Here is a 15,423-nt window from a genome sequence, read left to right as displayed (position 1 = left end):
TCAGGAGACAATATTCTTCATTGACAGGTGCCGCGCATACCAAGGCCGTTGCGGCACCTTGCGCAACAGGTTTTCGATCTTGTCGTCGGCGCCGAAGGTGATGCGCAAGGCCAGCTTCATGGTCTCCACATCCATCTCCACCGACTTGCCCAGGCGCATGCCTGGCTGCGTGCTGCAACCATGGGTATCCGGGCCCAGCCACGGATCGTCGACCTCCACCCAGCGCCCCGGGGCGAACCACGGCACGCCATTGACTTCCAGACGTCGCACCTGACCGGGGTGGTGGCGCTCATGGGCGCGGAACCAGTCGTCGATGCGGTCGTCGATCCAACCATGGAAGCCCCAGAACACTGGGTGCACATGGGATGAGAACGGATCACCGAGGAAGTCGTTCTCAGGCTCGAACCAGCGCGCGGCGAAATCCGCCTGGTCGCGGGCGAACGGTACCGGTGCGCCATTGTTGGGGTCGCGCGGCACCGATGCCCAGCACATGTGCAGCCAGTCGTGCAGGTTCATCTCCAGTTCCGAGCCAAAGGCGCCCAGGGTCAGTTTCGACAGGTACACCGGGTCCTGGTACTGCGACTCCCATACCTGGAAATTGCTGCAATAGGTTTCTCCTGCCTTGATCGCCCCGACCCACTGCCCATAGGCGTCATCGCCCGGGGCCTGCCAGCCTGGCGGCACGCAGCAGCCGTCGTGGTTATCGAAGTAGCGGGCGAAACCTGCCCGATCGAACTCGACGCTCGGCTGCGGCAGCGGGAAGCGCTGCCAGGAAGGCAGGTCCTGCAAGGTGCGCGCATACATCAGCATGTGCCGGTGCATGAACAGGAAATCGATACCGGAGCCATTGCGGTGCTTGCGCGGGCCACGGGCGTCGCGCTCACGGTCCCGTGGCCCCGGCTGCCAGCCCAGTCCACGCAGGGCATCCTGCTTTTTCTCCGGCAGTTTGTGCCACTTGTCGCGGGTGGCGTGCCAGAGCTGGTGGAACAGGCGATGTTCAGCGCCGATCACCCACTCGCGCATTTCGGGGGTATACGGCAGACGCTCGCGGGCCTCGGGGAACAGACGCTTGACCGCGACAAAACGGCTATCGGGCAGCGGCAGGGTCAGTGGTCGATCCAGGCGCTGCACGCGGCCGCTCAACGTGCCGCTGCCGGCGTTGGCGAACTCGGCCCAGACCTCGTCGAGGCTGGCCACGCACTCATAACCCGGCCCGCCGTGCTGGTTGACCAGGCGCCAACGCACCTCGGCGCTGCTGGCACCGACCAGGTCACCGAGCACACGGTAGGCAGGCTCCGCGACGCCACGCAGCCCCTCGCCGGTATCGACATATCCGCGCAGGCCACGGCCCTTGGTGGCAACGTCGAGGAACATCTCGACCCCCTGCACGGGCAGGCCGTCCAGGCCACGCTCGGCACCGTCGAAGCGAATCTCCCAAACGCCGCGCAGCTGGTCCGCCAGGACCTGCCCGGCATAGTCGGCCAGCTCCACGCTGGCTTCGCCGGGCGTGACGATATCGTCTTCAGGGTCGTGGGTCAGTTGCTTGTGCGCGTAATAGGCCGCCGTGCCTGTGGCGCCCGCCACAGCCAGGCCAGCGATGAATCCTCGTCGGGAAATTGTCATTGCGCCTCAATCCGTCTTCGCGTGCCGCGACTTCTATCCAAGCTAGGACGTAGGCGGACCGGGGAAATTTAGCCTTCTAATTAACCAACCGGCGCGCTCGTCTGTTGGGTATCTCCCGCTGACAGAGGCATAGCCATGACCTCCCTGCTCGATCGCCTGACCCAACCGGTCAAGGCCACGCCCTACCGGGTCTTCGACCTCGACCTCAAGGCCATCGAACCCTTGAGTCCTTCGCTGAGCCGCTTCATCTTCACCGGCGAGGACGTGGCGCAGATGACCACCCTGGCCCCCGACCAACGCGTCAAGCTGCTATTCCCGACGCCCGCCGGAGCGCCGCCGAGCCTGCCCAAGCACGAGCAATGGCAACAGGCCCGGCGCGAGCTGGCAGCGCAGGACATGCCACCCATGCGCACCTACACCATTCGCGCCCTGCGCCGCGATGCCCTCGAGGTGGATGTGGACTTCGTCCTGCACGGCGTCAATGGCCCGGCCTCGGCCTGGGCCACCCACGCCCGCCCGGGTGACCGCCTGCAGATGGTCGCCCCCAACCTTGCCTATAGCGATGACCCCGGCGGCTACGAGTGGAAACCACCGCACAGTGCCCGGCGCATCCTGCTGATCGGTGATGAAACCGCCCTGCCGGCCATCGCCGGCATCCTCGAGCAGTTGGCCGCGAGCGCGCCGGAACTGCTGGTGGAGGCATTCATCGAAGTGCCGCTGGAGGCCGACTGCCTCGACCTGCGCCACAGCCCGGCCACCCGCCTGCACTGGCTGCCGCGCGACCTGCTGCGCAGCGAGCACGGCCAGGGCATGCAGCACGCCGTGCGCGAGCTGGCCAGCCTGCCGGCGGTGCGCGGTGCGTCGACGGTCGAGCTGGAGGACGTGGATATAGACGAGCGTATCCTGTGGGAACAGGCCAGCGGCGAGCATGGCGACTTCCATGCCTGGATCGCCGGGGAATCGGGGACCGTCATGGATATCCGCCGGCATCTGATCAAGGAACGCGGATTGCCGAGGGAAAGCCTGACGCTGATGGGCTACTGGCGTGCCGGACGCACCTTCGACTAGTACCTGCGTCCTGTAGGAGCGGCCTTGCGCCGCGAAAGGGCCGCGAAGCGGCCCCAGGATTTCAGCGTTAATGCAAAGATCGTCGGGGCCGCTCCTACACAGGGTTTGCGTCCGGCCTTGGAGTCTCAGCCAGCCGACACCGCCGCCGCGACGGCCTCGGCAAACCTTGCAGCCACTTCATCAACCTGCTCGGCGCTGATGATCAGCGGCGGCAGGAAGCGCACCACCGCTCCGTGACGACCGCCCAGCTCGAGGATCAGGCCACGACGCAGGCATTCACGCTGCACCTTCGGCGCCAGCTTGCGGCAGGCCGGCGGATGGCCCTGGACGTCGTGCTTGCCCGCCGGATCCACCAGCTCCACCCCCAGCATCAGGCCACGGCCACGGATGTCGCCGAGCTGCGGATAGTCCTGCTGCAACCGCTGAAGGTGCCCGCGCAGGCGCTGGCCCATGGCTTCGGCGTGCTCGCACAGGCGGTGCTCCACCAGGTACTTCATCACCGCGGAGCCTGCGGCCATGGCCATCTGGTTGCCACGGAAGGTGCCGGCATGGGCGCCCGGCGACCATTGGTCGAGCCAGTCGCGGTAGACCATCACCGCCAGTGGCAGGCTGCCGCCGATGGCCTTGGACAGGGTGACCACGTCGGGCACGATACCGGCGTGCTCGAAGGCGAACATCTTGCCGGTGCGGGCGAAGCCGCTCTGGATCTCGTCGACGATCAGCGCCACCCCGGCCTGCTCGGTGATCCGACGCAGCCCGCGCAGCCATTCGATATCGGCGGGAATCACGCCGCCTTCGCCCTGCACCACCTCGACGATCACCGCCGCCGGCAGCGCCACGCCGGCCTCCGGATCGCACAGCAGGTTTTCCAGGTAGTGCAGGTTGGCGCGCACGCCCGCCTCGCCGCCAAGGCCGAACGGGCAGCGGTAGTCATAGGGATACGGCAGGAACTGCACGCCATTGTTCAACAGTGCGCCGAGCGGTTTTTTCGGTCCCAGGCTGCCCATCAGGCTCAGCGCGCCCTGGGTCATGCCATGGTAGGCCCCCTGGAACGCCAGCACGGTGCTGCGCCCGGTGACCGTGCGCACCAGCTTGAGCGCCGCCTCGACCGCGTCGGTACCGGTCGGGCCGCAGAACTGGATCTTCGCCTCCCGGCGCAGGCCCTCGGGCAGCAGGGCGAACAGGTCCTGGACAAACTGGTCCTTGACCGGCGTGGTCAGGTCCAGGGTGTGCAGCGGCAGCTCGTCGACCAGCACGCGCTGGATCGCGTCGATCACCACCGGATGGTTGTGACCCAGGGCCAGGGTGCCGGCGCCTGCCAGGCAATCGATGAACTGGCGGCCCTCGACGTCCTCGACGTACAGGCCACGGGCGCGCTTGAGCGCCAGGGGGATGCGCCGCGGGTAGCTGCGGGCATTGGATTCCTGCTGTTGCTGGCGCAGCAGCAAGGGCGAATCCTCGAATTCGTAAAGGGGGCGCGGCGCAGTGGCCGGCAGCACCTGGGCAAGGCTGGAAGCGGTCGACATCGGAAAAACCCTCGCAAGCAAGCGAATGTGCCCGCCACGCGCCCTGTAACCGGATGTGTGTCGGGTTCTTATCGTTTGAAAAACGCTTCAGCGAGGTGCGGATTTAGCGGTTGCCGTGGGATTTGTTGTGAATGTACGACCTGCATCGCGGGGCAAGCCCGCTCCCACAGACTCATGCGCCAAGCTGCGTGGGAGCGGGCTTGCCCCGCGATGGGTACAACGCCGAACTCAACTCCCCGAACGTGCCGGCACCTGCAGGCTCACCCGCAAGCCATCGGCCCGGCTGTCGAATCGCAGGCTGCCAGCGCAGCGCTGGACGATGGCCTGGACGATCGCCAACCCCAGGCCGCAACCACCGCTCTGGCCGTTGCGCCAGAAACGTTCGGTCAGGTGCTCGAGATCTTCCTGGGCAATCCCCGGCCCATGATCGCGCACCAGGAAGTCCACCTGCCCGTCCTGCGCCTGTACCTCCAGCTCCACGGCGGCATCGCCACCATGGCGCAGGGCGTTGTCCAGCAGGTTGCGCAGCGCCGCCACCGCCAGCGGCGCCGGCATGCTCAGGTAGACCTTGGCCGCGGCCTCGGGCAAACGCAGGTGGATGCGCCGGTTGTCACCGCCGCCGGCGTCCTCGATGGCCTGCCGGGCGACCTGCTCGGCACTGCACTGCACGCCATCGTCGAACGACAGGCTGCCCTCGACCCGCGCCAGCATCAGCAACTGCTCCAGGGTGCGGTGCATGCGGTCGGTGCCCTGCTCGGCATGCTCGAGCGCTTGTTCGCGCACGGCGCCATCGGTCATCCGCGCCACTTGCAGGTGGGTCTTGATGGCCGTCAACGGGCTGCGCAGTTCGTGGGCAGCGTCGTCGGTCAGGCGGCGTTCGCGCTCGATGGTCTGGGCGATACGCAGGAACAGCTGGTTCTGGGTGTCGAGCAGCGGTTGCAGCTCGCTGGGCAAGCCGGCCACCTGCAAGGGCTCGACGCTGTCGGCGCGACGCCTGCGCAAGGCGTCACGCATGCGATTGAGTGGTTCCAGCCCCTTGCCCAGACCGATCCACAACAGCCCGAGGCTGCCCAGCAAGGCCATCAGCACCGGCGCCGAGGCCGCCAGCAGAATCGACTGATTGAGCGCCTCGCGTTCCTGGTGACGGTCAGCGGTGGTGATGCGCACATCGCCATGGTTGTAGGTGAAGGTACGCCAGGAAGCGCCGTCGATGGTCTGGTCTCGGAAGCCGCTGCGCTCGTCGTCCATGGTGCCATCGTGCTTGTGGTTGCTGGCGAGGATCTCGCCACGCAGCGAGCTGACCTGACAGGCCATGCCGTCCGGCACGCTGAACTGGTCGGCGGAAAAGTGCGCGTCCTGGCCCTTGGCGGTCAACGGTTGCGGCAACTGGTCGATCAGCCCCGCGACCATGCGCGCCGACGCCACCAGGCGCTGGTCGAGGGAAAACATCATCTGCTGGCGCAGGTCGCGCAGCATCCAGGCAGCCGCCAGCGCCCAGATGACGATGAACACACTGCCGAGGATCAGTGAAAGGCGAACCCGCAGGCTCATGACGCGCGCTCCTCCGGTGCCTGGGCCGGCCCCAGGCGGTAGCCAAGGCCGCGTACGGTCTCGACGATGCTGTTGCCCAGTTTGCGCCGCAGGTGGTGGATATGCACGTTCAACGCATTGCTTTCGACCTCGTCGCTGAAACCGTAGACGCAGTCCTTGAGCTGCTCGCTGGACAGCACACGCCCCGGGTTCTGCAGCAAGGCCTGAAGCAACGCCTGCTCACGGCGCGACAGGTCCACCGCCTGGCCGGCCAGGGTCGCCGCGCAACTGCTGGGGTCGTAGCGCAGCGGGCCGTGCTCGATGACGTTCACCGCCCGCCCGGCCACACGGCGCAGCAGGGTGTGCAGGCGGGCGGCCAGTTCGCGCAGGTCGAAGGGCTTGAGCAGGTAGTCGTCGGCGCCGGCCTGCAGGCCGTCGACCCGGTCGGTGACCGCGTCGCGGGCAGTGAGCACCAGCACCGGCAGGGTCTCGCCCTGCTGGCGCAGGCGGCGCAGCAGTTTGAGGCCGTCCTCGTCGGGCAGGCCCAGGTCGAGGATCATCACGTCGAACTTCGCGGTCCCGAGCATCTGCCGGGCCTGCGAGGCGCTGGCCACCCGGTCCACGGTCAGGCCCTGGGCCGAAAGGCCGGCGCAGATGCCGCTGGCGATCAGGTCGTCGTCCTCGCAGAGCAGAACGTGCATAAGGGATCTCCTGGGTGGGGAAGCTGGCATTGCACAGGGTGGCGATTAAGGGGGGATTATGAACGGGTTTGGAGATGTTCGTCGGGCTGATAGCATCGAGGCGAACAGGGGCCAGACGCAGCCCTTGCTACGCCTGTGAGACCGAGCGCCGCGCGGGCGGCGCTCGGTCTCACAGGCACTACAACGCTCATGGCGAACACCTTTAAAGGCCTGGTCCTAAGACCAACTTAACCTTCAGTTAATAAGCCAAGGCCAGCATGGCCCTCTTCAAAGCTCTGCCAAGGCGTCGACATGCGTGTTCTCCTGCTCTTCCTGACATTCCTGCTCGCCGGCCCTCTCCAGGCCAACCCCTTTGCGGTAAAGCCGGACTTCCTGCCGGTCAACGAGGCCTTCGTCCTGACCCACGACCGCCTGGAAAACGGCCAGATGCGCCTGCATTTCCAGATCAAGGACGGTTACTACCTCTACCAGAAGCGCCTGAAGTTCGACGGCCTGCCTCCCGAGCAGCACCCGTCGCTGCCCCAGGCCGAAAACCACCACGACGAATTCTTCGGCGACAGCGCGGTCTACCGCACCGAGCTTGAGCTATTGCTCCCGGCCAACGCCAGCGGTGAGCTGCGCCTGGGCTGGCAAGGCTGCGCCGACGCCGGCCTGTGCTACCCGCCGCAGACCACGCCAATCGCCCTGGGCGGCAGCGCTGCGCCACCCGCCGCTGCCGACCAGGCCAGCGACCAGGCCCTGGCCGGTACCCTGCAACAGGACAGCTTGGCCTGGAGCCTGCTGGCATTCTTCGGCCTGGGCCTGCTGCTGGCCTTCACCCCGTGCTCGCTGCCGATGCTGCCGATCCTCGCCGGATTGGTCATGGGCAATGGCGCCAGTGCCCGGCGCGGCTGGTGGCTGGCCGGCGTCTATGTGCTGAGCATGGCACTGGTCTACGCCGCCCTCGGCGTGATCGCCGCGCTGCTGGGGGCAAGCCTGCAGGCCTGGCTGCAACAGCCCTGGCTGCTGGGCAGCCTGGCCGGCCTGTTCGTGCTCCTGGCCCTGCCGATGTTCGGCGCCTTCGAACTGCAATTGCCGGCCGCCCTGCGCGACCGCCTGGACCGCGCCGGGCAAGGCACCCGTGGCGGCAACCTGTACGGTGCGGCACTGCTGGGCGCCCTGTCGGGCCTGCTGCTGGGCCCGTGCATGACCGCGCCGCTGGCCGGCGCCCTGCTGTTCATCGCCCAGAGCGGTGACGTGGTGCAAGGCGCGCTGGTGCTGTTCACCCTCGGGCTGGGCATGGGCGTGCCCCTGCTGTTGCTGGTGACCCTGGGCAACCGCTACCTGCCACGCCCGGGTGCCTGGATGAACCTGGTCAAGGGCTTGTTCGGCTTCGTGTTCCTGGCCATGGCCCTGTACACGGTGCGTGGCCTGCTGGCGCAAACCCTGGTGCTGGCCCTGGCCGGCGCCTGGCTGATCGCCCTGGGCTGGGCCGCCTGGCCGGCCCTGCAGCGCCTGCCCGCCTTGCGCGCCATTCCCCTGCTCGGTGCCCTGTGGGGTGGCCTGCTGCTGGTGGGCGCCGCGGCCGGGGGCAACGACCTGTGGCAACCCCTGCAGCCCTTCGCCGGCAAGGGCACTGCGGCAGCCCCGGCCAACGCCCACGACACCTTCGTCACCGTGAGCGCGCCGGCCGACCTGCAACGTGAACTCGACGCTGCCAAGGCCCGAGGCCAGTGGGTGCTGGTGGACTACTATGCCGACTGGTGCGTGTCGTGCAAGGTCATGGAAAAGCAGGTGTTCGGCCGTGGCGATGTCCAGGCCAGCCTGGCCGGCGTGCACCTGCTGCGCCTGGATGTGACCGCCGACTCCCCAGCCAGCCGCGAGCTGCTGCAGCACTATCAGGTGCCAGGCCCGCCCAGCCTGATCTGGATCGGCCCGGAAGGCGACGAGCGCCGCGCCCGCCGCATCACCGGCGAGATCGATGCCGCCGGCTTCCTGCAACACTGGGCCCAGACCAGGAGCCAAGGCTGATGCTGACCGTCACCCTCGGGCCGCTGACCATGGCCCTGAACCACCTGCTGCTGCTCGCGGCGCTGGGCATCGCCAGCCTGGTCGGCTGGCGAGTGGCCAGGCGCGGCGGCGAGAACCCGGAGTCGGCGCTGTTCAACCTGTTCTTGCTGGGATTGCTGTTCGCCCGCCTGGGCTTCGTCCTGGCCTACTGGCCGATGTACCGCGACGACCCGCTGCAGGTCATCGACATCCGCGACGGCGGCTTCCTGCTCTGGGGCGGCCTGCTGGGCCTCGTCCTCGGCACCCTGTGGCAGGGCTGGCGGCGACCCGGTCTGCGCCGCCCCCTGGGCTGGGCGTTGTTCAGCGGCGCGCTGTTCTGGGGCCTCGGCAGCCTGGCCAGCCACCTGTACAGCAAGGGCACCGAGCTGCCGGACATGAGCCTGCGCGACAACCGTGGCCAGGCGGTGGCCCTGCACAGCTACCGCGGACGGCCGCTGGTGATCAACATCTGGGCCACCTGGTGCCCGCCCTGCCGCCGCGAGATGCCGGTGCTGCAACAGGCCGAGGACGACTACCCCCACGTGACCTTCCTGTTCGTCAACCAGGGAGAAACCCCGGAGAACGTCAGCACATTCATGGCCACCACCGGCCTGACCCTGTCCCACGTGCTGTTCGACGGCACCGGCGAGCTGGCCCGCAAGGTCGGCTCCATGGCCCTGCCCACCACCCTGTTCTACAACGCCGAAGGGCGGCTGGTCGGCAGCCACCTGGGCGAACTGTCGCGCGCCAGCCTGCGCCACGCCCTGGAACCCTTCGAACGCGCCGATGCGCCCGCCCCACAAGGAAACTGACATGCGACTGAATGCACTGCTGCCCCTGACCCTCACCCTGCTCGCTGCGCCCCCGCTGCACGCCGAAGAGCTACCCAAGGCGATCCAGCAACTGCAGGCCAAGGGCGCCGTGATCAAGGGCAGCTTCGACGCTCCCAACGGCCTGCGTGGCTACGCCGCCGAGTACCACAACAACGGCATCGCCCTGTACCTGACGCCCGACGGCAAGCACGTGCTGGTGGGCAGCCTGTTCGACGAACAAGGCAAGGACCTCAGCGCCGAGCCGCTGGAAAAGCTGGTGTACGCACCGATGAGCAAGGCGGTCTGGGCGAAGATGGAAAACACTGCCTGGATCCAGGACGGCAAGGTGGACGCGCCACGCACTGTCTACCTGTTCAGCGACCCAAACTGCCCCTATTGCAACATGTTCTGGCAGCAGGCCCGGCCCTGGGTCGAGTCGGGCAAGGTCCAGCTGCGTCACATCATGGTCGGCATCATCCGCGAGGACAGCCCGGGCAAGTCCGCCGCGCTGCTCGCCGCCAAGGACCCGGCCAAGGCCTTGCAGGAACATGAGAAGGCCGGCAAGGCCAGCACGCTCAAGGCACTGGACAAGGTGCCGGAGGCGGTTCAGAAGAAGCTCGAGGCGAATCTGGCCCTGATGGAAGAACTGGGCCTGGCCGCCACCCCGGCGATCTTCTATCAGGATGAGCAGGGGCAGTTGCAGAGCCAGCAAGGGGCGCCGCGGCCGGAGATGCTGGGGAGGATACTCGGCAAGCGTTAAACCGCAGTCTATCTGAAGGTGCAACGATAGCCTCTGGCGAATACCCCGACATGGCTGTCGTAACCAACCAGCAGATAGCGCTTCAAGCCCAGCGATCCTGACGGGTCGCAGAGCGCTTTGCGTTCGCTTGGGCACTGTACGCAAAGTCATGTCGTAGACACCGCCGCCAGCAAGCCCGCATGACCATTGCAGCAGAGCTTTCCGCCAGCTTGCAGTAGCGTGTATCCAGGCGGCGGTTCTCCTTCAGCCAACCAAACAGTCGTGGACAAGGAGTTACGGTCGCCAGGCCGGAGCCGTCCTTTTCAGGCTCATTGATACGCCCGCTTCACCCTCGACCTTGATCGTGCCTCAATCCATCAAGGTCTCGGAAAACATAGTGTGTATACGCCGGCAGAAATCTGATTCATCGACACTGTCCGGCAACACCAATACATAGTAAAAAATTCGATTGAAGCGCAAATTGATATCGTACGGTTCGAAATCCGAATCACCTTCAAACTCGAATAGCGTAGCGATCCCGTTCAACGCTGCTGGCTTTGCCTCAACGCCAAAGCACCCCTCGCCCGTCGCCCCCAGATTGTAACCTTGCTCAAGGTGGGCCTTCAGCATCCCCTCATCTTTATAGAAAAGAATAAACTCCTCTCCCCGAATGCACTCCTGCTGTGACTGAAACCCCAGACGTGCTGCTTTTTCCATCAATGCCGCGAGCCCCAGTTCCAGCGACGTATCGGTATAGAAGCCATACATGACACCCGACCAATCTGCCATCCCACTGTCTCCTATAGCTTGCATCCGGAAGCGCCGTGACTGACATCAGCACGAAGTCTTCTATTAGCGTCCCGGAGCTGAATATCTTCTTGTATGTAGAGCCTTAGATAAGCATTCTGCCGATCCACTTTTTTAACTTTCCCGCTATCAACTTCAAATGAAACAAAATGGGTACTTTTCTCTTTGGTCAGCCCCATTTTACCTCTTACATTGGTGCTCTCCATTTCTTCTGGCGTTAGTGTCGTCACGTAGACACCTTTGGGCTTGCCTTGAATAGCACCTCGCCCCCTGGCGCCGGGGTCACTTTGATTAATCACGCCTGTCCCCATGATTCCCTTATAACCTTCCTTGCTCGTGTAATGATAAACACGCACCACCTCCAAGCCTAACGGATCGATCCATGACAGAGGATTAGGCGCATATTGATAGAGGTTGATCCCGCCCCTCAAGCCTATCGGGTCTTGCTGGGTAAATCGCCCGATATCCGGGTCATAAAATCTGAATGTGTTGTAGTGCAGCCCAGTTTCCCGATCCAGGTACTGCCCCTGAAAACGCACATTCTGCCGACTGACCTGCTCCGGCGCATGCCATTCCTCGCAGTTGTTGCCCCATACCTGGTGCTGCCCCTGCCAGGCAGTTATCCCGTGTTCGTCGGTCAGTTGCTCTACCAGGCCGACCAGATTCGTATGAAAGTGGAAAACCTGCTCATGCCCAGGCACCCCATCTACCCTGGCCAGCGGCTCATGGCCCGCCGCGTCTGCGTACAGATAAAGACTCGGTTTGCCGTCCTGAACTTCTCGCAACAGACGCAGGCCTTGCCACTGAAACTCGGTTCGACTGACCGGCGCGTCCAGGTCGTCACGGTAGACTCGTTTGTCGATGCGCCTGCCCAAGGGGTCGTAAGCAAACTCGATCCGTTCGCGAAGCGGCCCACGCCGCTGACGGATACAGACCAGCCGATGCTCTGCATCGTATTCAAAGCGCTGGAGCAGACGATTGCCGGAGCGCTTCTCCTCGAGCCGACCAAAGCGGTCGTAGCGATAGCGTCTATCTTGGAACACCTTGACCCGGTTGTGCCGTACCCGACCGTTGACCTGATATCCCTCCAGCAGGTTGCCGGCAAGGTCGTAGCCAAAGTGCTCGACCATCGGCTGTTGCTGAGGCAACTGGCGTGACGCGCCATGGATTCGCTCGGTGGGCCCGTAGTCATAACCAATGCGCCCCTGGTAGCTGCCACGCCCACCGGCACCGGCCTGGAAACGACCGACCAGATGCTCAAGCTCCACCCCCAGCCCGCTACCAGCGCGCTGGGTCTGGGTCAGTACCTCGCCGACAAGGTTGTCCGCCGCATCGTACTCATAGTCCTTCTGCAGCAAGGGCATGCGGGTGCGCTCGCCATCCTGATATTCCACAGCCTTGCGCAGCAGGCGCCGCGTACTGTCATAACGGGTTCTGGTAAGCAATGCACCCTGGCTGCGCAAGACCTCGTCGTGTAACGCATCGCGCTCGAAGTCGCTGATCACCCGCCCGTCGAGATTGATCTGGTGCAGATGTCCGCTGCCATAGCACAGGTAGTTGATCCGGCGGGAGTCAGGCAGCGTCAAGGTCTGCAGGTTACCGAGGGGATCATAGGTGTAACCGAGTTGCCCTGGACCCTGGCTTTCGCTCAGCAATCGCCCCATGGCGTCGTAGGTGAAGTCCAACTGCTGGACCTGCCCACTACGGTGAGTGAAATGGATCGCCAGCAGATTGTCAGCAGCATCGTAGCGGTAGGTCGTCTCGCCATCGTCGGTCCGCTTGCACAGCAGACGACCGACCGCATCGTGTTCATGGTGGTGAACCTGTGCAAACACTTCGGGCTCATCCGGGCTGCCCGGCAACACGGGCTCCGCTTCGCGGCATGGATGCACGGTGCGTTGGGTGATCGCATCCAGGGCATCATAAAGCAGACTGAAACCGCCACCATCGAGGTTACGCTGACCAACCAACCGGTCTAGCGCATCCCACTGGAAGCGATAGTGCTCGCCATTCTCGTTTTCCAACTGCTGCAAGCGGCCGTAGGCATCCCAGTGCAACCGCACAGTGTGCCCCAGTGCATCAGTACGCTGCAGCAGTCGACCGCTGCCGTCATATTGCCATTGGGTCATGCGCTGCGCTGGGTCGACATGGCGGGCCAACTGACCGGCGGCATCGATCTGATAGTGCTCGACCCGGCCATCGGCCAATTCGCGCTGCTGCAGATGGCCACGCACATTGAAACGATAGCGCGTGGCGCCGCCCTCGGCATTGTGCACCTCGCTCAGGTGCCCACGCAGGTCGTAACGATAGTGAGTCTGTTGCCCCGAGCAATCGCGTGAGGCAGTCAGCTGGCCACGCCCGTTCCACTTGAACGAACGTTCCTTGCCTATGGCATCGACACTACGCACCATACGTCCCTGACGATCGTGGTCGTAACGTGTCAGTTGCCCGAGTGGATCGACCTCGGACAACAGGTTGCCCCGAGCATCATAGGTATAACGACGCTCATGCCCTGCTCCGTCGACGATACGGGTGGGCAAGGCCCAATGTTCGGTGTAGCCGATGCTTTCACGACGCCCCAACGGGTCGGCAGTGGCAACCACGCGCCCGAGCGCATCGTAGCTATAGGACCACTCGCCACCTTGTGGATCGAGGGTGCGCCGCAACAGGCCATCGACATAGTCGTGCCGCCAGCAGTATCCCAGCGCATCGATGTAGGTGTGGACCTCGTTCAGCGCGCCCCAGTGATAGTGCTCCTCACGCCCCAGGCCATCGATGACCTGGGTATGGCCATGCTCCAGGTCATAGATGAAGCGATAGTCCTCGCCGTCGCTGCCCCAGTGCCGAACCACGCGCCATTCATGCTCAGGCTGTAGCTCCAACAGCGCGGGCATGGCGTAAGGCGTGCCATCCAGACTGCACGGTTGGCGCGCCGACGGTGGCGTGAAGCGGGCCCACTCGTAGTACCGCGTAGCCCCCATGGGCAGCGTATGGCTGGCCAGCAACCCTTGGTCGGTGTAGGTAAACTGCCTCAGCAATTGCCCTTCGGCATCGGCGACAACCTCCAATTGCCCTGCCGAGGTGTAGCGATACTGCACCAGGCATTCGCGCTGCTCGACGGCAAAGGCCCGACCGGCCCGCAAGTACAATCTGTGTATCTCGGCTACCCGGCGCGGTTGCCCGTCGGCAAAGCGCAGTTCGATGAAGATCCGGGCCGAGCTGTCGCCGAGGAACTGCAATCGGCCTTGTTCGTCGTAGAACAGCTCCAGGCAATTGAGGTTGCGATCACCGACCTTGACCAGGCGCGACCGCCGACTGTCCAATGGATCGGTATGGAACACCTGGTACAACCCGCTGTTGATGTCCTCGACGATGGTGAAGCCGTTGTCCTGATGAAAAAACGCCAGGCCATCGAGAATGCTGACGAAGGCACTGCCGACCTGCAGACGCCCGAGCTCCAGCCTGGCGCCCTCATCATCGACGTAGATCCACAACTCGCCCCCCTCAGGGTGCGCGACACGCTCCAGGCGCACTTCGTAGGGCACACTCCAACCTATGCCGAACAGGCCATCGCTACGTCGGTCGTTGCTGTCATAGCGCCGCGCCCAAGTGATCGGGACCAGCGCCGCGAGTTTGAAATCCACATCCTCGGGGCCATCCTGGAATTTGCTGCCCATGGCTGGAGCCACCGGGTTGCCCACCCCGCAGCGTCGACCCTTGAGCATGCCCCGGCGACTGATGAGCATCCCGGCAATCAGGCCAATGATCTTCGCCGCAGCGCTCTTGCCGTCGTGGATGTCGCGCACGGTGGTGGTGCCGCCACCGATGCGCACATTGGGCGAATAGGTCATGCCGATCGGCCCGTCGCAGGTGGTCTTGTCTCCGACCCGCGCTGCCGGCTGGCCATTGATGAACACCTTGTCCGAGCCCTGGGCAATGAACTGTTCGGGCATTGGAGGGTGCTTGCTGCAGACCGCCTTGTCCTCGGGCTTGGGAATCGATCCGGGCGCGGCTGGCGTGGTCACCGGCGGGTTGAAGATGCTGTTGATCTCCTGCGCCAAGCCGATCACCGGCAATACCATCGAGGCGCCAACCATGGCGTAGGCCCCGATGTTTTCGAGGATCGACGGTTCATCGGCTGGGCCCGGCGCCTCGACCGGGCCACCACTCACCCCGGCGGCGCGCGCCGCGAGGATGCCGTTGATGCGGGTATTGTGCGAGCCACTGCTGATCGAGCCGTACGGCTCGGGCGGAAACAGCGAATTGCCGACCCAGTTGCTGAAGTCGCTGATATGGTCGCCAATGCTCTTGTCTTCACCGGCCGGCAGCATGGCGGCGGCACTGACCATGACCCCGGCGATCAACGGCGTGAGCACGGCGGCGGCACCGCCGGTACCGACCACCGCGACCACCGCGCCACCAATGGCGGCACCGACCGCGGCGACCGCCGCCGCATAGACGGCGGCCTCGACCAGGCCACTGACCAGCTCGGCCATCAGCGGGGGATGAAGAATGAGATCGCCCATGCGGGCGGCATGCAGGCTATCGTCCATGAAACCCGTGAAATCCTTGCGCACTGTGTGCAGCGT

General features: G+C 64.9%; 10 protein-coding genes and 1 pseudogene. 4 read left to right on the top strand and 7 right to left on the bottom strand.

Features of this window, described 5'->3' with window-relative positions:
- On the bottom strand, positions 1–1,623 hold the full coding sequence (gene pvdP, locus POF53_RS11625) for a pyoverdine maturation tyrosinase PvdP (protein WP_232856750.1): 1,623 nt from the start codon (positions 1,621–1,623) through the stop codon (positions 1–3).
- A 135-nt stretch (positions 1,624–1,758) separates the two neighbouring features.
- Here pvdP and POF53_RS11620 point away from each other — a divergent pair, with 135 nt between their 5' ends.
- Positions 1,759–2,691: a siderophore-interacting protein gene (locus POF53_RS11620; protein WP_234561765.1), complete on the top strand. Its 933-nt coding sequence runs from the start codon at positions 1,759–1,761 to the stop codon at positions 2,689–2,691.
- A 125-nt stretch (positions 2,692–2,816) separates the two neighbouring features.
- On the opposite strand, the gene POF53_RS11615 is transcribed toward POF53_RS11620, so the two are convergent.
- From POF53_RS11615 to POF53_RS11605, 3 genes are all read right to left on the bottom strand, one after another.
- On the bottom strand, positions 2,817–4,217 hold the full coding sequence (locus POF53_RS11615; RefSeq protein ID WP_498967781.1) for an aspartate aminotransferase family protein: 1,401 nt from the start codon (positions 4,215–4,217) through the stop codon (positions 2,817–2,819).
- Positions 4,218–4,445: 228 nt separating this feature from the next.
- Positions 4,446–5,768: an ATP-binding protein gene (locus POF53_RS11610; protein ID WP_203651789.1), complete on the bottom strand. Its 1,323-nt coding sequence runs from the start codon at positions 5,766–5,768 to the stop codon at positions 4,446–4,448.
- Positions 5,765–6,448, bottom strand: a complete 684-nt coding sequence (locus tag POF53_RS11605; protein WP_254463787.1) for a response regulator — start codon at positions 6,446–6,448, stop codon at positions 5,765–5,767. The genes POF53_RS11610 and POF53_RS11605 overlap by 4 nt, the downstream gene beginning before the upstream one ends.
- A 291-nt stretch (positions 6,449–6,739) precedes the next feature.
- On the opposite strand from POF53_RS11605, the gene dsbD reads away from it, so the two are divergent.
- The 3 genes from dsbD to dsbG are packed head-to-tail and all read left to right on the top strand — an operon-like array spanning position 6,740 to position 10,048.
- Entirely contained in the window at positions 6,740–8,458 is a 1,719-nt protein-coding gene (gene dsbD, locus POF53_RS11600) for a protein-disulfide reductase DsbD (protein WP_498967778.1), read from the top strand.
- Entirely contained in the window at positions 8,458–9,288 is an 831-nt protein-coding gene (locus POF53_RS11595; protein WP_198742788.1) for a TlpA family protein disulfide reductase, read from the top strand. The genes dsbD and POF53_RS11595 overlap by 1 nt, the downstream gene beginning before the upstream one ends.
- Position 9,289: 1 nt before the next feature.
- Positions 9,290–10,048, top strand: coding sequence for a thiol:disulfide interchange protein DsbG (gene dsbG, locus POF53_RS11590; RefSeq protein ID WP_232856755.1), 759 nt, complete (start codon positions 9,290–9,292; stop codon positions 10,046–10,048).
- 82 nt (positions 10,049–10,130) lie between these two features.
- On the opposite strand, the pseudogene POF53_RS11585 reads toward dsbG, so the two are convergent.
- From POF53_RS11585 to POF53_RS11575, 3 genes and pseudogenes are all read right to left on the bottom strand, one after another.
- Positions 10,131–10,310: pseudogene (locus POF53_RS11585) on the bottom strand (hypothetical protein); the annotation flags it as partial.
- An 86-nt stretch (positions 10,311–10,396) separates the two neighbouring features.
- Positions 10,397–10,816 (bottom strand): hypothetical protein, encoded by a 420-nt coding sequence (locus tag POF53_RS11580; RefSeq protein WP_498967775.1) that lies wholly within the window; start codon positions 10,814–10,816, stop codon positions 10,397–10,399.
- Between the two features lie 11 nt (positions 10,817–10,827).
- A complete protein-coding gene (locus POF53_RS11575) occupies positions 10,828–15,387 on the bottom strand; it encodes an RHS repeat-associated core domain-containing protein (protein ID WP_498967774.1) in 4,560 nt (1,519 codons plus the stop codon).
- Positions 15,388–15,423: the final 36 nt, after the last annotated feature.

The sequence above is a fragment of the Mitsuaria sp. RG genome (genome assembly GCF_028369275.1).
GTDB lineage: Bacteria > Pseudomonadota > Gammaproteobacteria > Pseudomonadales > Pseudomonadaceae > Aquipseudomonas > Aquipseudomonas peradeniyensis.
The sequence above is the reverse complement of the archived record's forward strand: the minus strand, read 5'-3'. Positions and strand labels throughout refer to the sequence as shown.